At 32.6% G+C, this 21,481-nt stretch carries 16 protein-coding genes; 2 read left to right on the top strand and 14 right to left on the bottom strand.

The window, feature by feature from the left end; genetic code table 11:
* Window positions 1–15: 15 nt before the first annotated feature.
* The 14 genes from AC1EUV_RS12350 to AC1EUV_RS12285 all read right to left on the bottom strand — a co-directional run bounded on the left by AC1EUV_RS12350 (window position 16) and on the right by AC1EUV_RS12285 (window position 20,917).
* Entirely contained in the window at window positions 16–3,315 is a 3,300-nt protein-coding gene (locus AC1EUV_RS12350; RefSeq protein ID WP_480199026.1) for a glycosyl hydrolase, read from the bottom strand.
* Window positions 3,316–3,325: 10 nt separating this feature from the next.
* Window positions 3,326–6,580 (bottom strand): WD40/YVTN/BNR-like repeat-containing protein, encoded by a 3,255-nt coding sequence (locus tag AC1EUV_RS12345; RefSeq protein WP_480199025.1) that lies wholly within the window; start codon window positions 6,578–6,580, stop codon window positions 3,326–3,328.
* Window positions 6,581–6,660: 80 nt separating this feature from the next.
* Complete coding sequence (locus tag AC1EUV_RS12340) at window positions 6,661–9,213, bottom strand: M14 family metallopeptidase (RefSeq protein ID WP_480199024.1); 2,553 nt, start codon at window positions 9,211–9,213, stop codon at window positions 6,661–6,663.
* Window positions 9,214–9,251: 38 nt separating this feature from the next.
* A complete protein-coding gene (locus AC1EUV_RS12335; RefSeq protein ID WP_480199023.1) occupies window positions 9,252–12,536 on the bottom strand; it encodes a 2-oxoacid:acceptor oxidoreductase family protein in 3,285 nt (1,094 codons plus the stop codon).
* Between the two features lie 71 nt (window positions 12,537–12,607).
* Window positions 12,608–13,159: an OsmC family protein gene (locus AC1EUV_RS12330; protein ID WP_480199022.1), complete on the bottom strand. Its 552-nt coding sequence runs from the start codon at window positions 13,157–13,159 to the stop codon at window positions 12,608–12,610.
* 209 nt (window positions 13,160–13,368) lie between these two features.
* Complete coding sequence (locus AC1EUV_RS12325; protein WP_480199021.1) at window positions 13,369–14,148, bottom strand: DUF6090 family protein; 780 nt, start codon at window positions 14,146–14,148, stop codon at window positions 13,369–13,371.
* The gene (locus AC1EUV_RS12320; RefSeq protein WP_480199020.1) at window positions 14,141–14,740 is read right to left on the bottom strand and encodes a hypothetical protein; all 600 of its coding nucleotides are present in this window, start codon (window positions 14,738–14,740) and stop codon (window positions 14,141–14,143) included. The genes AC1EUV_RS12325 and AC1EUV_RS12320 overlap by 8 nt, the downstream gene beginning before the upstream one ends.
* A 174-nt stretch (window positions 14,741–14,914) precedes the next feature.
* Window positions 14,915–15,979: a hypothetical protein gene (locus AC1EUV_RS12315; RefSeq protein WP_480199019.1), complete on the bottom strand. Its 1,065-nt coding sequence runs from the start codon at window positions 15,977–15,979 to the stop codon at window positions 14,915–14,917.
* Window positions 15,976–16,626, bottom strand: a complete 651-nt coding sequence (locus tag AC1EUV_RS12310; protein ID WP_480199018.1) for a hypothetical protein — start codon at window positions 16,624–16,626, stop codon at window positions 15,976–15,978. The genes AC1EUV_RS12315 and AC1EUV_RS12310 overlap by 4 nt, the downstream gene beginning before the upstream one ends.
* Window positions 16,627–16,641: 15 nt before the next feature.
* Window positions 16,642–16,833, bottom strand: coding sequence for a hypothetical protein (locus AC1EUV_RS12305; RefSeq protein WP_480199017.1), 192 nt, complete (start codon window positions 16,831–16,833; stop codon window positions 16,642–16,644).
* 42 nt (window positions 16,834–16,875) lie between these two features.
* Window positions 16,876–17,208 carry a hypothetical protein gene (locus tag AC1EUV_RS12300; RefSeq protein WP_480199016.1) on the bottom strand — a complete coding sequence of 111 codons (333 nt, stop codon included), beginning with the start codon at window positions 17,206–17,208 and terminating at the stop codon, window positions 16,876–16,878.
* Window positions 17,209–17,438: 230 nt separating this feature from the next.
* Entirely contained in the window at window positions 17,439–19,283 is a 1,845-nt protein-coding gene (locus AC1EUV_RS12295) for a sigma 54-interacting transcriptional regulator (protein WP_480199015.1), read from the bottom strand.
* Window positions 19,284–19,342: 59 nt separating this feature from the next.
* Window positions 19,343–20,404: an esterase-like activity of phytase family protein gene (locus AC1EUV_RS12290; RefSeq protein ID WP_480199014.1), complete on the bottom strand. Its 1,062-nt coding sequence runs from the start codon at window positions 20,402–20,404 to the stop codon at window positions 19,343–19,345.
* Window positions 20,405–20,917, bottom strand: a complete 513-nt coding sequence (locus AC1EUV_RS12285) for a gamma carbonic anhydrase family protein (protein WP_480199013.1) — start codon at window positions 20,915–20,917, stop codon at window positions 20,405–20,407.
* Window positions 20,918–20,980: 63 nt separating this feature from the next.
* Between AC1EUV_RS12285 and AC1EUV_RS12280 the strand changes: the two genes are divergently transcribed.
* Together AC1EUV_RS12280 and AC1EUV_RS12275 are read left to right on the top strand one after the other, a co-directional pair.
* Window positions 20,981–21,280, top strand: coding sequence for an ArsR/SmtB family transcription factor (locus AC1EUV_RS12280; protein ID WP_480199012.1), 300 nt, complete (start codon window positions 20,981–20,983; stop codon window positions 21,278–21,280).
* Window positions 21,281–21,336: 56 nt separating this feature from the next.
* Window positions 21,337–21,480, top strand: coding sequence for a hypothetical protein (locus AC1EUV_RS12275; RefSeq protein ID WP_480199011.1), 144 nt, complete (start codon window positions 21,337–21,339; stop codon window positions 21,478–21,480).
* The last annotated feature ends 1 nt before the right edge of the window (window position 21,481 follow it).

The following is a 21,481-nucleotide window of genomic DNA, read 5'->3' as shown; positions in this document are numbered from 1 at the left end:
ATTTATCTTTTACTATTAATTTTCTTGACCTCTACCTAGTGTATATGGCGCACCAGATTTAATTAAAGCCTCTTCTAATTTCTTAAGATCTACGTTAAAAATATTTTCAATTTTTTTCTTAATAACATCGACATCTTTTTTAGCTATTGTATAATTATCTCTATGCGTTTTGGTCGGTGATGATGTTGTATACTTTTGCTCAAAACTCATAACACCAATTCTAAAACCAGGAGATGGTGGCTGATCTATATCTAACCTCCTTTTAAGGCCATCTCCATTCAATGACGTGTTCATCTTTCTCAGTTTTTGTTCAATATCATGAATTGAATTTGCATAAGAATTGTAAGGTAATTCTGCTCGCTTAATTGCAGATTTAATATACTTTAATCTATTACGGGTTTCATTCAAAATATTTTGACACACTACAAAATCTGCTCTAAGTTTTGCAACTTGTTTTTGAAAAGCTACTTTCTCTGCTCTATCTTCAGCTGGCATCGTAGTGTTTTTTAATGCCTTTACTTTAAAAGAAATTGGAGCAACTAATTGTTTAAAGTTCCCATTACTATATAAATCTAACTCAACAGTATAATTACCTGGTTCAACTAAAGTTCCTTCATCTTTTGAAGAAAAAGGGTTGTAAAAAGCTGGCTTATTTAAATTTATAGGATCTGGAAGCATGTATCTTAAATTCCAATGGAAACGTTGCAAGCCTTTTTTAGGTTTTTGAAATTGCTTCTTTACAACTTTACCGCTCGCATCTTTTATCGTAAAAACCAATTGTGGCGCTTCCTCCTCTGTTTCCTTTTTTAATGATTCGTAACTCGGATATGGTGTATCAGTTCCTTTTTTAACTAAACCTTTCTCTTTTTTCGTTCTTTTATCTTTTAGAGAAGCATAACTATCATTATAATAATAAGTAATCATAGCCTCTGGACCCAAATTATCAGCGCTATAAAAATTATCTCCTTGGAAAGATTTTCCAGGTAAACCTAATGGGCGGCTTTTTTCCCATAATAATGCATCTCTTATAGGATAAATTATTGCAGTTTCTGTTGGATAGGTATTTTTAACCTTTCGTAAAGAAAAATAATCATCTAGCACATAAAAACCTCTACCAAATGTACCCAACACTAGATCATTCTCTCGCTCCTGTATAGCAATATCTCTAACAGCTATGGTTGGTAAACCATTTTTTAATTGTTTCCAACGTTGTCCTCCATTAGGAGAGAAAAATGCACCAAACTCTGTTCCGCAAAAAATCAAATTAGGGTCAACATGATCTTCTTCAATAGCATATACGCTTCCTCGTTTTGGTAAATTATTACTTATTTTAAACCATGTTCTTCCTTTATCGTTCGATCGAAAAATATAGGGTTTAAAATCTCCATATTTATGATGATTGAATGCTGCATATATAACATTCTCATCATGTTTAGACAGGTAAATACTATTTACATAAGATTGCTTAGGTGCTCCAGGTATAACACTCACTTTTCGCCATGTAGCTCCTCCATCTTCTGTAATTTGAATTAAACCATCATCTGTGCCTACCGCTATTAAATTTTTATTAATAGGAGACTCAGACAAAGCAACAATACTTCCATAGAGAGATGTAGATCCGTTTTTTGCAACGGCATCAACACTCACAATTCTATCATAAACTTTTAGTTTATTTCTATCTATTTGCTGTGTTAGGTCATCACTAATAACCTGCCAACTATTTCCATAATCATCTGTTCTAAATAATTTATTTGCTGCAAAATAAAGTCTACCAGGCACATGTTTACTAACCACCAATGGCGAATCCCAATTAAATCGATAAGCGTCTTCACCCTCTCTCTCTCTGGGTTGAATCCCAACAATTTCTCCACTCAACTTGTCATATCTTACCAAAAAACCATATTGCGATTGTGCATAAACAATATTAGGATTATTAGGATCAACTTGAGATTCAAAGCCATCACCTCCATTAGTTATAAACCAATCGTTATTTGTAATTCCGTGATCAGTTAATACTCTTGATGGACCACCAATACTAAAATTATCCTGTGTTCCTCCATAAATATTATAAAATGGTGCATCATTATCTACAGCCACCTTATAGAATTGAGTTACCGGAAGGTTTTCTTTAAAATCCCATGTCTTAGCAGCGTCAAAAGTTTCATATATTCCACCGTCACATCCTACCAACCAATGTTTATTATTCTTCGGATTTATCCACATACTGTGATTATCAACATGCTTATAGGTTTCACCTACATTTTTAAATGTTTTACCACCATCTTTACTTGCAGACATCCACGTATCCATAGAATAAATCGTATTCTCATCAACAGGATCAGCTATAATTTCTTGATAATAATTTCCGCTTGTCCTATGATCTCCTCTTCTTTCCCAAGAAGCTCCTCTGTTAGTGGAAGCGTAAAAACCGCCTTTGCCATCTGCAGCTTCAACTATAGCATATATAATTTCTGGGTTTGCTGGAGAAATTGCCAAACCTATTCTACCTAGTTCTGTTTTTGGTAGCCCTTTATTGACCTTCACCCAAGTTTCGCCTCCATCTGTACTTTTATGCAACCCAGAACCTGGGCCTCCTCCTACATAGGTAAAAACATGTCGTCTACGCTGATGTGTTGATGCATAGAGTACATCTGGATTACGAGGATCCATTACAACATCATTCACACCAGTATGCTCATCTACAGTCAATACGGCTTTCCATGTTTTACCACCGTCTTCTGTTTTATACAACCCTCTTTCTCCTCCTTTACTCCATAAAGGACCAATAGCTGCTACAAAAACCACGTCAGAATTATCTGGATGCACAATTATTTTACCAATATGTTCTGAGGTTTTTAAACCCATATTTTTCCAACTCTTACCTCCATCTATAGATTTATAAACACCATCGCCATAAGCCACAGATCTTTGATTATTATTCTCTCCCGTTCCTACCCAAATCACGTTAGAATTATTAGGGTCCATCGTTACACATCCTATAGAATAAGATCCTTGACTATCGAATAGTGGTATATATGAAACTCCAGAATTTATAGTTTTCCAAACGCCACCAGAAGATGTAGCAACATAATATTCAAAAGGATTGTCAGGATTTACAGCAATATCAGATATTCTACCCGAAGTAAATGCAGGACCAATACTTCTCCATTTTAATCCAGCAATACTTATTGAGTCTAAAGGTTGCTTCTTTTCTTTTTTTGATTTTTGTGCATTTGAATAATTAAAACTAACTAACAATACAACAATCAAAACGCACATTAATCTTCTTAAGTTGAATAATTTTAATGAATTCATGTCTATCATTTTAGTTATTAATAAGTCCTTGTCCTTCAATCCAAGGAGCACCTGCAGCTTTTAATTTACGTTCTAAAGAAGAGATTTGATTGTCAACAATTTCTTTTAAGCCAGCTTTAATTTTTGACAATTGACTAACTGCTGAGTTAAGCGTATTCTTATGCATTTTTGTCGGACCATAAGTTGAAGATGCTAATGCAGCTTTAGCTATAAAACCAACTCCTGCTGGACTCGGATCATTCTTTTCACCCACTTCATTTTTAGCTTTATTACCATTTAATTGTTTATCCAATTTTGCTAAAGCTTCTCTTTGTTGATATATTTCGCTTAATAAAGAAGCTGAAGGGTTCTTAGCTTTTTGCAATGCTCTCTGCATTGCGTTAACCGTTAATATAGCTTCATTTAAAACTAAGCCTGTAGACTTTAAATCTTGTTCAAACACTTCGAATTTTTCTCTAAAAGCATTGATCTCATCATAAGAAGCACCTTCTAAAGCTCCTTTGCGTAACGGAACAACTTTAAACGATTTAGCTGGTGATAATTCTGTAAGTTGCCCATCAACAAGTTTAGATAGAGAAACTGTATAATCTCCGGGAGTAGCCATCATATTAAAATTAAAATACTGCTCAACTGGTTTCGGTGGATTCAATTTTTCACCACTCCTATCTGCTACATCTAATTTCCAACTAACTCGATTGAATCCTTTTTTATTTGTTCCTTTTACAGTATTTACAACATTCCCGTTACTATCTTTTATCGTTAAAACAATCATAGGTTTCTGTTGTCTATTTTCAGCATCTAAAGCATCCCATCCTGGAAACTGGACAGCTTTATTGCCTTTAATAGCAGCTTTTTCGCTTTCCTTTCTTTTATCTTTTAAAGATTTTACTTTATCAGATAAATAGTAGGTAAATACTGCTCCAAAAGGAGGGTTTGGTGCTAAATACTTATCATTACCTTGCCCATAAATTTCAGGCTTTTCAACGTACCAATAAGCAGGTTTTACATCAAATAATGTACCCTCAGCATTACTTGCGTTGCTATCAAAATTCCTGATAGGCGTAATATCGTCTAACACAAAGAAACCTCTACCAAATGATGCCGCAACCAAATCATTTTCTCTACGTTGAATGGTAATATCTCTAATTGATATTGGCGGAATCCCATTATTTAATTTCATCCATTTTCTACCGCCGTTATTTGTAAAATAAACTCCAAATTCTGTTGCTGCAAAAAGTAGATCTTTTTTAATATGATCTTGAACCAATCGCCAAGTTATTAAGTTACTTGGAAGATTTCCGTTAATAGAAGTCCATGTTCTTCCTTTATCAGTGCTTTTTATTAAATAAGGTTTAAAATCGCCATATTTATGATTATCTAAAGCCGCATAAACAGTATTGGCATCAAACAAATCTGCTCTAATATCATTTACAAAAGCAGTCGCTGGAATTCCTTTAATAGAACTAGCTTCAATCTTACGCCAATTAGTACCTCCATCTTCAGTTACTTGAATAATACCATCATCCGTACCTGCATATAACAACCCTTCTTGTTTTGGTGATTCTGCCAATGAAGTTATTGTATTGTAATTAGACATAGCCAACACATCCCAAGCATTGTCAAAACTTTGTTGTTTACCCATAATTGGTAAAGCCAATCTATTTTGGTTTCTTGTAAGATCATTAGAAATAGCTTTCCAAAAATCACCTCTATTGTCTGATCGCCACACACGTTGTGATGCAAAATACAATCGTTTTGGATCATGCTGACTAACCAAAATTGGTGCATCCCAATTAAATCGCTCTGCTACCTCATCTTCTGCAGCTTGAGGCTGAATAAATACAGTTTCTCCTGTTTTTTGATCTATTCGCCATAACCAACCTTCTTGAAATTCGCCATAAGTAATATCTGGGTTACCTGGTTCTGTTGCTGACTGATGACCATCTGCTGAAAGCGTAATCCACCAATCTTCATTAGCAATTCCAGAAGCTTTCGCTGTTCTCGAAGGCCCTCCATGTGAACCATTATCTTGTGTCCCTCCATAAATCTTATAGAATGGGGCTGAATCATCTACTGCAACTTTATAATACTGTGTTACTGGTAAATTATCAATATATTTCCAAGAATTGGTAAGATCAAAAGACTCATATAATCCTCCATCTGTTCCAAACAGCACATAGTTCGGATCATCCTTTTTAAATGCCATAGCATGGCTGTCTACGTGCTTCTTTTTTTCATTCATTGGGTAAAACTTCTTACCATGATTATCTGAAATCTGCACCGTATTACTCATTAAATATAATTTTCCTTCTTGATGTGGTGAAGCATATAATTCTTGATAATAATGTGGGCCTGTACCTCCAGAAATGGCATCAGATTGCTTTACCCAAGAAGCGCCGCTGTTAGTAGACATATATAAGCCTCCTTTTCTCCTATCTAATTCAAGAGCTGCATAGATCACTTCATTATTAAAAGGAGAAATTGCCAATCCAGTTTTACCTAAATTAGATTTTGGAATGCCAGTTGTTAATTTTGTCCAGGTTTCACCTCCGTCAGTACTTTTGTGTAATCCTGAGCCTGGACCACCGCCCATATAAGCAGCTACATTTCTATGACGTTGCCAGGTTGCAGCATATAGCACATCTGGATTTGTATAATCTATCTCTACATCTGTAACTCCAGTCCACTCACTATCTCCTAAAGTTTTCTTCCAGGTCTTTCCACCATCCATAGATTTATACAGACCACGTTCTCCACCTTTACTCCAAAGAGGTCCTTGCACTGCCACCCAAATAATATTTGAATCTTCTGGATGCACCATAATTTTAGAAATATGTTCTGATTCTTTCAAACCCATATCTTTCCATGTTTGACCATCGTCATGACTTACATAAATCCCATCACCATAACCTGTATGACGACCACCAACATTTTCACCTGTTCCTACCCAAATAGTATGCGAATTGTTAGGGTCTATAGTAATACAACCAATAGAATAACTTTTTTGCTTATCGAAAATTGGTGTCCAAGTAGTACCAGAGTTAGTAGTTTTCCAGACACCACCAGAACCAACGGCAACATACCAAATATTTTCATTTTTAGGGTGAATAGCAATATCTGCAATTCTGCCTGATGTTAGCGCAGGGCCAAGGCTTCTAAATTCTAAGCCTTTAAATGTATCTTCATTAATTTGTTGTGCTTGAAGCGAAAATGTAATGCTACATAATAAAAGACATAGCATTACTGTCTTGAGTAATGTTTTCATTTAATTTAAAAGAGTTAGGGCTTCTCGAAAGAAGTTTAGTTAATTGTTAAGCAATTTAGTAAAATTGTACTAGTTATTATTTAATCTATTTTAGGTATAATTATTTGAGAGCCAAAAAATAATGCATTAAAGAATAATTTATTAGTTCCGAGCCAAGATCCTCTAAAATTAGGATTATCAGCAAATAAAATTACACGCCCTTTTCCTATAGGGCTTACAACTATAGAAGCTGATTTCTTCATTTTTTCAAGATTCTTTTTACTTATATATCCATCAACATGTGGATCTTTCGAGTATTTTGCAACGGTGGCATATGGATTTTTACTCGGCATTAGCCACACCGTAGAGTTTTTATAAATTGGTAGTTCATTATTTTTATAACCAAATCCAATAGGGTTAGTAATATCTAAATCAACATTAACAATAACTCCGCCCAAACGTTCTCTACCTATATGCTCACTAGCATCAATAAAAGGTAGTCTTATAACAACCTTATTAGAATCTTTCGGTTTCTTAAACAATCTCTCTTTTACTATTTTCTTCTTTACCGCCCATTCGCTTGCCTGTCTTGTTGTAATAAGTGTATTGCCTTGAGAAACCCAATCTTTAATTTTCTTGCGTTTTAAACTATCCAATTCATTATAAGTACTAGAAACTAATATTAACGTATTGTATTTATTTAAATTAATACTATTAAAAATTCTTAATGGCGCTTTTGTTAAAGGCATATTTAATTTAGTATCTAATAAATGCCATACTTCACCCATTTCGTAAGATGAAATTCCTTGACCAACTAACATTAATGGTTTAGGTTTTATAATAGTTCTAAAATTAGGGCTTCCCAAATCAACTCCTTGTTCACTATATCCACTATTTAAAGAATGCACATCAACCATCAATTTACTTGACGTTGATTTTAAAAGCTTAAACAACTTATCATTATTTATTTTTTGATCACTAATGGCTACTAGTAATGCTCCTCGGTCAAATTGTGTATTATTAATTTTAAAAGGTTTATAAGCTACCTTTACTTTAATTCCTTTCTTTTGTAATTTTTGTAAAAAAGCAGGAGCATTATAATCATCCCATGAAATTACATATGCATAATTAGATTTATTAAAATCATTTAGTTTAAAGAGGTCTTTTCCTGAGGTTATTCGCTGCCCTTTTTTGATGATTTTTTTAATCTCAGCATGTGGCATATTATAAAAATTTGCCACAGACCAAGCCGAAGCATCATAGTATACACTATCTCTATATTTTTCGTAAGTTTCAAACATTGTTTGAACCATTCTATATTGCTTTTGCTTAGCTGGAACTAAAAAAGAACTTCCTTTTTTAAAAGATCTATTATTCAGTCTTACTGAATTATCCAAATTATAAACATCAATCTTATGCTTTAATAGAAAATCAACAAACCTTTTTGTTCTATTACGATCGTATTCATCGCCGAAAACATATCCTTTAACAGGATTTCTTGCTGCTCTCGATAAAGCAGAATTAAAAAATTCTCGTTTATACTTATGTAAATATTCTTTATTTTTAATAGCAGCTTTAATGGTGGCAAGACTTGACACATATTGATTTCTTATAGTAAATTTAAAAGAGATATTCCCAGTTTCTGTTTCCTGCAAATGTCCTCGTGAACTAGCTTGTTCAAAAAGTAATGCTAATGCGCCTTGTAAATCAGGGTATGAAGAACCATAACCTGGATACGTGCCATCAAACCTTTCTTTAGTGAAATATAACGAACCAATAGCATCTAAATCTTTTGAAAATTGCTCTGCAAACAAATCATTTAATGTTGTATAATTCTCTTTGGGCATTATAGGGTCTTTGGATGCATTGGGCTTCATCGGTTCGAAAAAATAGGTGCTATTTGTTCCCATTTCGTGAAAATCGGTTACCACGTTAGGATACCATTGATGATACCAATTTAACTTTCCTTGACTTTCTGGATGCACGGCTAATAACCAATCTCTGTTTAGGTCAAACCAATAATGGTTTGTTCGTCCACTAGGGTTTGGCTCGTTATGTTCCATATCATATTTATCAGCAACAAGAGGATTCCCTCTACGAGAATTTGCCCAATGCGTATGGCGATCTCTACCGTCTGGGTTTATGGTAGGGTCAATAAAGATTACAGCATTATTTAAATATTCTTTAACTTTTTCATTTTTAGAGGCAATGAGCGTATAAGCTGTTAGCATTGCCGCCTCAGTACTTGAAGGTTCATTACCATGAACATTATATGCTAAATTGATAAACACAGGCAAACTGCCAATATCTGGCATTGGTTTATTAGGGTCAACTAGTGCTAAATGCTGCTGTCTTAAAGTTTCAAGGTTTTTTATATTATCTTCATTAGAAATATTAAGAATTACCAATTCTCTATTTTCATGTGTTTTACCATAGATCGTTAGAGTTACATTATCAGAACTTTCAGAAAGTTTTCTAAAGTATTGTACTACTCTATCATGTCTTGTATGATATTCACCAATTGGGTACCCTAAAAATTGTTCGGGGCTTGGAATTTTATCATCAAAAGGACCTTGATTCCCATAAAAATATTCTTGTGAAAAAATAGAAAAATTAAAAAAAAGAATTAATAAAAGTGAAAGGATACTTTTCATTATAATTTGAGTTAGTTGAGCTAACTAAATTACAAAAACTAATGATGTGTTATAGAATCTTTAATTCTTTTGTTTTGAATTAATTTATTACGATTTATTTCCGTAATTGTAGATAATTGCAGATACTTATTAAATCTCTTATCAACTTGCTTTTGAATATTCCTTATTACAGATCTTAAGGACACATCATCTTGTTGAAATATCTTAGAAAAACGATTTTCTAGTTTTAAATATTCTTCAATATTTAAAGATGGAACTTTAGAATCTAATTGTAGTGGGTTCAATTCCTTCTCTAACCTTCTCGGATCATTTCTATATAATAACCATTGACCAGAATCTACTGCAGCTTTATGATATTTAGTTGGATTCTTCATATCAATACCATGTGAAGTGCTATGACAATAAGCAATTATGATTGACGGACCATCATAACCCTCAGCCTCATTGAAAGCTTTTAATGTTTGCTCCTGGTCCGCACCAATAGCTACTGAAGCTACATATACATCTTCATATTGCATAGCTAAAAAACCTAAATCTTTTTTTTGCTTTTGCTTTCCGTTAAAAGCAAACTTAGCTTGTGCTCCGTAAGGTGTAGCTTTAGACATTTGTCCTCCGGTATTATCATATACTTCATTATCCATCACAAGTATGTTTACATTCTTGCCAGATGCCAATACATGATCTAATCCACCATAACCTATATCATATGCCCAACCGTCACCACCAACAATCCATACAGATTTATCTTTTTGTTCTTGATGATCTAAAGCTAATCTAAAGCCCAAACCAAACTCCGTATTATCTTCAAAGAGTGAATTTGCCCAAGCCGGACCTTTACCCTCTTTATTTTTAGACCAAGGTGTTGTAGGCAAAGCGCCACCAAAAATTGAACTAGCGCCAGTTGCATTTGCAACTAATAACCTACTTCCAATTAATTGCGACAATAATTTAAGGTACGGCGCTTCCCCACAACCTTCAACACCAATTGAATAGTTGAATAAAGGTTCTTGCAGCTGCTGCTGACTCACCTTTTCTGTATTTATTTTTCCTCTGTCTAGCTCTGGAATAACTTCAAAATAATTCCAGTTTTCTTTTTCTATTTCTGCATTTTCTTTACTCTCTACCAGTTGTAATGCTCCTTTAACAGGACAAGCATCTACGCAATTGTTGCAACCAGTACATTGATTCGGGTTTACTTGCAATGTGAAGTTCAATAGATCAAAATCTGCTTCTACAGATTTAGTAGATTTAAAGTTTATGGGAGCTGTTTTTACATAAGAATCACCATACACTTTAATTCTAATGGTACTTTGTGGACAAGCCATAGAACATGCTCCACATTGTGTACAAGAATCAGGACTCCAAACTGGTATTTCGTTAGCAGTTACTGCATGATTATATTTTGAAGTATCCGTAGGATAAGTTCCGTCTACCGGAAATTCACTAACCAAAACTTCGTTTCCTTTGTTTCTTAGCAATTTCCCCAATAAGGTATTTGAAAATTCATCATTGTTTTCTACTAAATCTTTTTTAGCAATTGTAGTATCTACCTTATAAATACTATCTCTTAAATCGGCTACTTCATCAGTATAGACAATATCATTTTTAAGGCTTAAAAAAGCTGCATATAAGCTATTTAGTTTATAGCCGTTAACCACGTACTCTTCTTTTAACCATTCATTATCTATAACAAATACTTGAATGTTTTTTGCTTTGATTTCTTCTTGTTTTTTAGCCGATAATGTCTGCCAGAATGCTTTTGAAGTCAGTTGAGAATTAACCAGAAGTATTCCGTTAGGTTTTAGTGTTGCTATTGCATTATCATTAGTAATGAAGTGTGTATGCTGGCAAGACACAAAATCAGCTTGTTCAATTTTATAAGGTGCTTTAATTGATTTAGCATCAATTCTTAAGTGTGCTACATTTCTAGAATTCGATTTTTTATAATCGCATTCTACATAACCTTGCACATATTTTTTTTCACCTGCAATTTGCAGGATGTTTTCGTAGTTTTCTGTATTGTTTTTTGATTTATCTTGGTAAAAAACAGCTTGATATGTCTGAGCTAAAAGTTGAATATCTTCTTTAAGTTCTAAACTCAAGTTTGTTACGTCGTCTGTTATACCAACTGTAAAGTTATTCTTTGGTTCCTCTTGTTTAAGATTTGCAAAGATTGCATTTACCATAGTTGGTGAAAATTCTTTAGATGATAATCCGTAACGGCCACCAACTACTCTTGGTAGATTTTCTATTTCTTTATTTTGAAAAGCTTCTGTTATTGACTGAACGATATCTAAATACAAAGGTTCGCCTGATGAACCTGGTTCTTTTGTTCTATCTAAAACAGCAATAGATTCTGCTGTTTTTGGTAAAGCTTCTAATAAATGCTTTTTACTAAATGGTCTAAATAATCGAACCTTTATAAGTCCTAATTTTTGTCCTTGTTGATTTAATTGATTGATGGTTTCTTCTATAGTTTCACATGAAGAAGCCATAGAGATTACTACTTGTTCAGCTTCTGGATGACCTACATAATCGAATAAATTATATTGTCTTCCTGTTGAAGTATAGAATTGATCCATTGTATTTTGCACAATTGTCGGACAAGCATTGTAAAATATATTTTGAGCTTCTCTGCTTTGAAAGAATACATCTGCTCCTTGCGATGTTCCTCGTAAAACGGGATTATCTGGATTTAATGCTCTATCCTTATGTTGTTGTACAAAATCCTCATCGATCATTTCTTTTATAATCTCATCAGAAATTGACTGAATAGTATTTGTTTCATGAGAAGTTCTGAATCCGTCCATAAAATGAACAAACGGGATTCTAGATTTTAAGGTGGCGGCTTGCGCAATTAAAGCAAAATCTTGAGATTCTTGTACTGAGGCACTACCTAAAAAGGCATAACCTGTTTGGCGTGCAGCCATAATATCACTATGATCTCCATATACCGATAATGCATGTGTAGCTATAGATCTGGTTGCTACATTGATAACATTTGGCAGCAACTGACCAGCAATTTTATACATGTTGGGTATCATCAATAACAACCCTTGAGAAGCTGTAAATGTGCTAGATAAAGCACCTGTTTGTAAAGCTCCGTGCATTGTTCCAGCAACACCTGCCTCACTTTGCATTTCGAAAGTTGTAGGCACAGAACCGAAAATGTTTTGTTGCTCTTTTGCACTCCACTCTTCCGTTAAGGCAGACATTTCTGAAGTTGGTGTACATGGGTAAATAGGGAAAACCTCATTGGTTTTATACGCAATCTCAGTAACTGCTTGATAACCTGTAGTAATATGTTTGTTGTTAGTTTTCATTGGTGGTGTTGAAAAAAAGAAAAAAGACTACCCGAAAAAGGGAGAACGAGCAGTCAATTCTCTTTAGAAAATTACTTTACAATTTCAATTGAAACTGGAGTAGGATTGGTAAGCATATCGAATACAGGAGAGAACTTAGCTAAGTTTCTTAACTGCTCTACTGACGCATCAGATTTTACTTTTAATTTGAATTTAATACCATCGAATCCTTTACGCACCTCTGCATCTAAGCCTAGGAAACCGTGTAAATCACATCCACCTTCTAACGTAGATTCTGCACCTTCAATATCGATTCCGTTTGCAGAAGCATGATATACCATAGCGCCTGTTAAACAAGAACCTAAAGCGTGTAAGACTACTTCTGCAGGCGTTGCAGCTTTGTCTTCACCTAATAATACATTTGGGTGATCACACTCCATTGTAAATGTTTCTTGACGTGTAGTGTCTTCTTGACCTGCACCATAAAAACTCTTTGCACTTGTTACACAGTGACCACCAGTAATCCAGTTGTTTTTTGCTCTAAATTCGAACTTTGCCAAAGAAGGCTCAGCTTGAATGTGTTGAATAGTTTCTACTAATTGATCTACGTTTACTCCGTTTTTAATGTTTTCTGTAGTTGTCATTTTTTTAAATTTTATGATTAAACAATTTTTATTTGACTTGTTTAATGCGATTGGCGTGCCAAACTATTTAAAATGATGATTTACAGATGATTATATGTAAAAATGAAAAATATAAAACTATTGAAATTTCGCGTATTAATGATATTTCGTTAATTATTTACGATATTTCGTAATTTTAATAAAGTAATTAATGGATTAAATAAAAGAATTTATTGATTATGAGTAGAACATTTAGATTCTAACTTTTTAATCATAGTTAAGATGTTATCTTCAATAGACACAAGTAGGTTCTTGTTACGGGCATTTATAGCTTGATAAAATATAGCATCATTTGTCATTTTTAGGCGCATTTCGTCAGTAAAGTTTACCTGAGCTTTAAGCTTTCTAAAGTCAACCTTGTTTCTATCAAGTCCTCCAAAGTCTTCTAAAAGTTGTAACCAACCAGAATTTATTAAATCCTCATGAGAAAATAGGCGCTGTTGAGTTATAGCTTTTCCATTACTTTCCATCACAGAATTTACACTTAACAGCGTTTCAAAATATAATGTTAGATCATTTTTTAATGATAAATCCCTTATTAAATTTAAGTTACCACTAGATTTAATATCTTCAAATGCATTCGTTGTAGCACTAACATCTCTTATTGAATACTTAATCGATTTCATAATGAAAGGTGCAATACTATCTAAAGGCATGCTTGTATCTTGTAATCTTGCTAAAAGTTCATTTGATCCACTAATTTTAGAATTAAGTAAACTAAAAGAGTTTTTATAGTTAGCATAATCTTGCCTAACGTCTTCTAATAATCGACAATAATACTGCTGTTCTAATACTTTCTCATTTTTATTTTGATTCCAACTATTAATTTGTAATGCAATGAGAATTCCAATAACAACAAGTAGAATTTCACCAATGGCGTATTTAAAGTATTTTCCCATTTGGTTTTGGTTGATTAGTGAGCGACGGATATGACGGAAGAATTTAATCATCTTGTAAAGCTTTATTAATGCTAATAATTAAAGCATCTGCTTCTTTCTTACAACCTTTAAATCCCCTAAGAGAAAATAAGCGCATAGAATATAGTTGCCTTAATGAATTTCTACCTTTTATACTATTATAAAAATTCAAAAAATTTTTATCACTTTCTTTAGCTGAAGTTAGAGAAGGAAAAGATTTTTTTACCTCTTTGCCATTAATTTCTCTAATATATGTTGCATACGCATGCTCTGTTTTATCAAACTCTTGCTGGGAATTATCATATTCGGCATCAGCCACTTTTATCTCATATTCTGTGTTTTTTTGCACACGAGATTTTCTAAAAGTATAATAGTTAGAAACTGATTTATATAAAGAATCAAATCCGATTAATTTAGATTGGGCATTATTTTGTATTTTTTGAAATGTTCTATCAGTTATATAAAAATCATAGTAAGTTCCATCAACGGCTAAGGCTAATGAGTCTAAGTTTTTTTCCGTTTGTTTAGTTCTGCTTAATGCATTTTCTTGATATACTAATTGCTTTTCAATATTTCTAATAGCATAATTTACATAAGCAGTATCTATTGCTAAATCTAAAAGCATTTCTTGTAAAAAAGCTCTTGAGTTTTTTTTGGCAATTCTAATGTCATTCCAGTTATTTACTTGAAGTGCTAAAGAATACCTATCATTACCAAAATAATTTCCCCAATCGCATAAACTAAGTATTTGCTAAAACGGTTTTCAGCTAGTAGTTTTTGACGGATGCGACGGAAGAATTTAATCATTTTTAATAGGAGTTAATGTAGTAATTCCATCACTTAAAAGAGGAACAATAGATAAACTTCCATCCTTATTCACTTTTAAATTAGTTGAGGCATTATAATAAAAAGTACTATTGCCTAAATATCTTAGCTTTCCATTATCAAAAAAAAGTAATGCATACAGGCTTAGAAATTCTTCCTTTTTAGGATGAGAAATAATTTTATAAAGCTCTCCATTTTTTACTTCTAAAACTACTTTTGAATTATTTCTTACTAAATAGCTCCCGGAAATAGTATCTAGAAGATTCTTTGGTGGATACAAATATGAAATTTCTTTATCTATATTTCTACTAAAGCCAAAATCTGTATTTATTTTTTTACAGAGCTTAATAGCTCTATCTACAAATGTGCGAGATGGGATAACAATATTTATAAGCATTTCTCTATAATAGCTTACATAGTTTTTATAAATAGGGTCATATTTGTAATAGTCCATCTGTAGTTCGTTTAATTTTTGGTTATTAGCGAAATTATTAGAATACCAATTCTTGTTGTTAATTTTATAACGTCTATGTTCTTTTAACATCTCGCTCATCCCTTTACCATAATCAAGAATTTGTTGCCTTAGGTCTTGATACACAATCATCAATTCATCAATATATTCTTTATAATTATCATCTAATTGATCTGTATGATTTATTAAAAGATTATAACTTTTATTATCAATATCTGAAGTGAAATGAGTTCTAATTAAATTAAATAAGTAAGAACCATCTGTGTCATTTTCTAACGTTTTAAAATCTGTTTTTTGATAATTTCTAATTAAAGAATCCTTTACTAAATAATTTTTATTAATTGTTTTAATGTTCTTTATTTCTAGAATAAGATCACTCAGTACCTGATTAAAAATAACCTTTGTTTTTTTGTCTTTAATTTTTTCTTGATTCCAGTTATTAACTTGAAGTGCAATCATAATTCCAATAACAACAAGAATTATTTCTCCAATAGCATAAATTAGGTATCTACTGAAGTGGTTTTCAGCAACTAGTTTTTGGCGGATACGGCGAAAGAATTTAATCATCTATTTATACTATCACTTTTAATTTTATAAATTGAATCTAGTTGCTTTAACGAAGTAACATAACTATCGCTTAAGCCGCTTTCATAATAATAAAGATCATTCATTGTCATTTGCACAGATCCCATAGCTTTTCTTACGCTTTTTCCATCTGTAAAATCAGTATTAAAAAAAATCTGTGAAGATTGAGAAGTAAAATCGTTATAGCTTTTTTGTTGCGCATAAAGGCTGTTTAAAATCTTTAAAATCAAGGGATTAATTTCCTTAGCCATACCAGATTGAATACTAGATTGAAAAGCCGCGCTTTGAAGTTCTGGAACTCTCATCCCGCTCCAAAAACCTAATGCATCATTTATTCCTTTTAAATCATTCGGAAGATTAATTTTTCGCAATGTATCTCTTACCATAATATGATAGTCTTTCACTCCATTAATTTTATTTTGATTGGTAACAATCTCATCTCTTATCATATGTACAGAGGTGTTTACCGCTTTTTGAATCTTTTTTTCTTCATTCCAATTATTTATCCAAAGGGCAATTAAAATTCCAATAACTACAAGAATAATTTCTCCTATAGCGTATTTAAAATATTTAGATGTTTTGTTTTCCATAAGTTGTTTTTGGCGGATACGACGGAAGAGTTTGATCATAATTTATTTATTAAATCAGCCTGTCTTACCATCGCCGTCAATATCTTTTCCTACATAATTCTCTAAAGCCTCTAATGTTTTTCTCAATAAGCTTCTCGTTGCACTAAGCTCTTCTTCTAGTTGATCAACACGATCCTCTAGACTATTAGCTTTATCTTTTTGTTTTTGTAATTGGTCTTGTTGAATGAGATCCCAAAATATTCCCATAGCATTTTTATTTATGATTGAAATAGTGTAAAAATTAAATCTCTAATAAAGGATGTTATCTAAAATACGATCGAGGTTTTGCTCCATAACCCCAAAAGAGCAGTCTGAAAAGAATATCTTGTAAATATCTCTTCTAAACTCGCTTAATTCTTTAGCAGAATATTCGTGCTGATGTATAGCTTCATCTATTTTCTGGAAACGCTCATCTTCACTATCATTAGAAAACTCTTCGTAGATCCTTTTAAAAATTTCATCGTTGGTTTTAGACTTCACCATTCTTAATTCTTGCTTAGTTTCTTCACCATCAGCATTGGCACACATTAGCATAATATAAGTTTGCAGTTCAGTTTTTGTCCAATTATTATTCGATTTCATATTAGTTAGGTTTTATTAAGAAAGTAATCTTGATTGTATTTAGGCTATTTGTTTTTAAAGAAGGGCAAATGCCTAATTGGGTGAAAGGATTTAAACATGGTTTAGTTAGGTTACTATAAACAGTTAATACTGTTATAATTACTCTTTAAAGTTACAAAAAATTAAAATTTATTGTTTTTAAGTAGTTCTCGATACATTTTGCATTACAAAACACTCGAACTGAATACGAGTTATATAGGACGTTCGATACCTAACACTTTAATTTTAGAAGCCAATGTTGTGGGGCGCATATCTAGTAATTCTGCGGCACCACCTTTGCCGGAAATTTTCCAGCGAGTTTGTTTTAATGCCTTAAGGATATTTTCCTTTTCCAGAGTAACCAACTCTTTTGAAGTCAATATTTTTTGTTGAACTGTTTCTAAACTAATTTCATCTCCGTTAGATGAACTTGGTACAATTGTCTGCCAGTTTATGCTTCCGTTTTGAGCTACAATTACAGCTCTTTCAATAAGATTTTGCAATTCTCGAACGTTACCTGGCCAGTTATAATTCAACAATACACTTTTATCATTTTCTGATAGCTCAGCAATAGGTTTGTTTAGTTTTTTTGAAAACTGACGAATCATTTCTTGGGCAATCAAAATAATGTCATTTCCTCTAGTTCGTAAAGGAGGTACACTTATTGGAAATACATTAAGCCTGTAATACAAATCTTCTCTAAACTTATCCTCTTGTGCATGTTTTAGCAGATCACGATGTGTTGCTGCTATAATGCGAACATCTACTTTTATAGTTTCAGAGCTACCCACAGGATCAAACTCACCTTCTTGAATTACTCTCAATAATTTTGGCTGCAAATCTAATGGCATCTCGCCTATCTCATCTAAAAAAATAGTGCCCTTATCTGCTAATAAAAAACGTCCTTTTCTATCTGAAGTCGCTCCTGTAAAGGCTCCTTTTTTGTGACCAAACAATTCACTTTCAATTAAATTAGCTGGTATAGCACCACAATTAATTCTGATAAGTGGCTTATCACTTCTATGGCTTGCCTCGTGTATACCTCTAGCCACTAATTCTTTACCTGTGCCTGTTTCGCCCGTAATTAAAACAGTAGCGTCTGTCTTTGCTACTTGCTCAACCAGATTCAGCACATTTTTCATCCCTAAATCTTCGGCTATAATACCATAGTTACTAGTCAGTTCTTTAATCTCTTCTTCGAGATATTCGGTTTGATTGGTTAGTAAATTAATAGTGTTCTCCGCAAGTATACGTTCTTCTATATTTCGTAAAATAAGTGTGTAAAATGTCTCTTCTTTGGTACCATATTTACTAAGTGTACCTTCGTTTAAGGTTTCGGTTTCATTAGAACCAATAACCTTTACAACTTTAGGTAAATGTGTATTGATATTCTGCTCGTTATTTTCATCTTTAATAATATCCTCTAAGAGTTTCGTACTTGGTTCATCAAAAAAGAATAAGACATTACGCTGCAATACGTCTTCATTTTCTAAAAGGCTGTTTGCCGAAGGATTCGTTAAAAGGATTCTAAACTTACTATCAAACATTATAATGGCATCCATAGCGCCATTGATCAACCCCCTCATCTTTGTACCTGCTACTTCAAGATCTCTATTTGCGTTGTACAAACGTTCTTGCACAGCATCTATATCTCTATGACGATCTATAAGAACAGATAAGATTCCTTGCGTAAAACCTTCATCAGAAAACAATAAATTTTGAAAATAATCGCGCTCAATACGAAGTACCGTAGTTGGCTCTAAAGTTGAAATGGAAGCGGAGCGCTTTTGATTATCTATTAAGGCATATTCACCAAAACAATCGCCTTTATACATTTTACTAAAAATGTAGCCATCTTCATGCACTTTAATAGACCCATCTACAATTACATACATAGAATCTCCTTCATCATTCTTGCTGAAAATCTTTTCGTTATTTCTAAACTGCAATTGCTTTACACCTCCAACGAGGTGTTCTAAAGAATCCTTTGAGACATGGATGAAAAAAGGAACCTGAGATAAGAACTTTACAATAGTATCTGATTCTTGTTTAGACATTCTTAAGTCAATAAATCTTTGCTAAAGATACCATTAATTAGAAAAGTCACGAAATATCGTTAATTTACTAACATTTCCATCAAAATAATCTGATTTAAACGATTACCTTGTTTATTAAAGTCATTATCAACAATGAGAATAATTGATTGATTTCCATTTGAAAGTTTTGGCCCAAAACAGATGCCTTCTACATTATCAATCATACCATTAGTCAGCTGATCTCTAACCGATTCGAAATCAAAAAGTAGTTCTTTGGTAACCGAAGTATATTCAGCATCTTTTAAACTCAAAATATCAAGAGAATTAGTAACGTTAGAAATATCAACATCATAAACCTTAATATCGTTACCATTAGCACCATGTCCTGATGAAAAACTACGCTCAATAACTAAAAATTTATTTGGTGAATAAGCAAGTAGATCGGTAACACCATTTACAGAGAAATTACCTAAAGGAGCTTTTGCAATTTTATCTAACTGATAGACAAACTGCTTTTCAGATTTTCTAGATATTTTATCAAAATAAGTCATGCGAACTGGAGAATCAGATTCTTTGGGAGTCGGAGCTATACCATCACTTTCTAATGGTAGTTCAGTAATAATCCAATATCCTTTTTTATCGAAACTTCTGGTTAAGCCTTCAAAAACACCATTGGTTCTTGGTTTTTGCGGACTGTCTGCTTTAAAATACTTTGGAAGTTGAAAGTCATTGATTATTTCACCGTTTTTATCTACAGAAAAGAAAGAAGGATCTTTACTTTCTCTAATCAACCCTTCAGAAGTAAGTAATAATTTATCGTCTTCGAAAAGAATTGATTCGAGATCATAATGTCTTGAGTTATCCTTTACAGTTATTACTTTATCAAAGAAAATGGTGTCAATTCTATCATTCTTAATTTCAATCTTAGTTTGATAAAATCTTGGATTTTTAGAATCATCTGATACCAAATAATAAATTCCATTAAGGTTGTCTACGCCTGACAACCCTCCAACCAAAGTGCTATCAATCATTAAACTATCTGCTAAGATATATTCGTCTAGAAATTTTAAAGAAACCTTCTCTGGCTCCTGTTTTTTACAGGAAAATATTAATAGCAGAAGTAGTATAAGATATCGTATCATTTATTTATACCAACTTGAATACTTCACATAATTATTTGCGATTCTATCTATCTCTCCAGAAATCATTTCCGGGGAAACATCTTTAATTTTTTTGGCAGGCATACCTGCATAGATTGTTCCTGATTCAACTCGAGTACCTTTGGTTATAACTGCTCCAGCAGCAATAATAGCATTACTTTCTATTATACAATTATCCATCACAATGGCACCCATGCCGATCAATACATTATCATGAATGGTACAACCATGAACAATAGCATTATGGCCTATAGAAACATTATTCCCAATATTTGTTGGGCTCTTTTTATACGTACAATGTACCGTTGCATTGTCTTGTACATTTACCTTATTACCCATTTTAATATAGTGTACATCCCCTCGAAGCACAGCACTATACCAAATACTACATTGATTGCCCATTTCTACATCACCTACAATAACAGCCGTTTCTGCAATAAAGCAATCGTTACCAAACTGAGGTTCTTTTCCTTTTAATTTTTTGATAATTCCCATACAGTTATTTAAATAGCAAATCTATATATTTAGATATATAAAAATATTTTATATCTTTGTAGCATGAATATAGTAGAAATTAGTAAAATACTATCAAATAAAACAAGATTAAATATTTTAGAATGGCTTAAAGAGCCTGAAAAACATTTTCCCCCTCATGTTGATATTGAAGGTTTTGAGGATGGAGTTTGTGTTGGGTACATTAAAGATAAGTCAGGCCTATCACAGTCAACTATTTCGACCTATTTAACTGCTATGCAAAAAGAGAGTTTAATTATACCTACTAGACATGGTAAATGGACTTATTACAGAAGAAATGAAGAAGTAATTCAACTATATAAAGAGAACATAAATATGATATAATTTTTTAAATAATCATATCTATATTTCTAAATATACAATTATATAAAACTAACACTATGGAATGCATTGTAGAACAATACACAGATTCAAAAAAAGTAAAACCAAAAAAATCAGTTCTAGAACTTATGAAATGTCAACTAGAACGATTTTTAGAGAGTATAAGAATTAAAGGAGCTGAAAAAATGTCTAAAACAAAATAAA

The sequence above is a fragment of the Maritimimonas sp. 2304DJ26-3 genome, from assembly GCF_056591635.1.
Note: the sequence above shows the minus strand (reverse complement) of the source record. Positions and strands in the feature narration are given on the sequence as shown.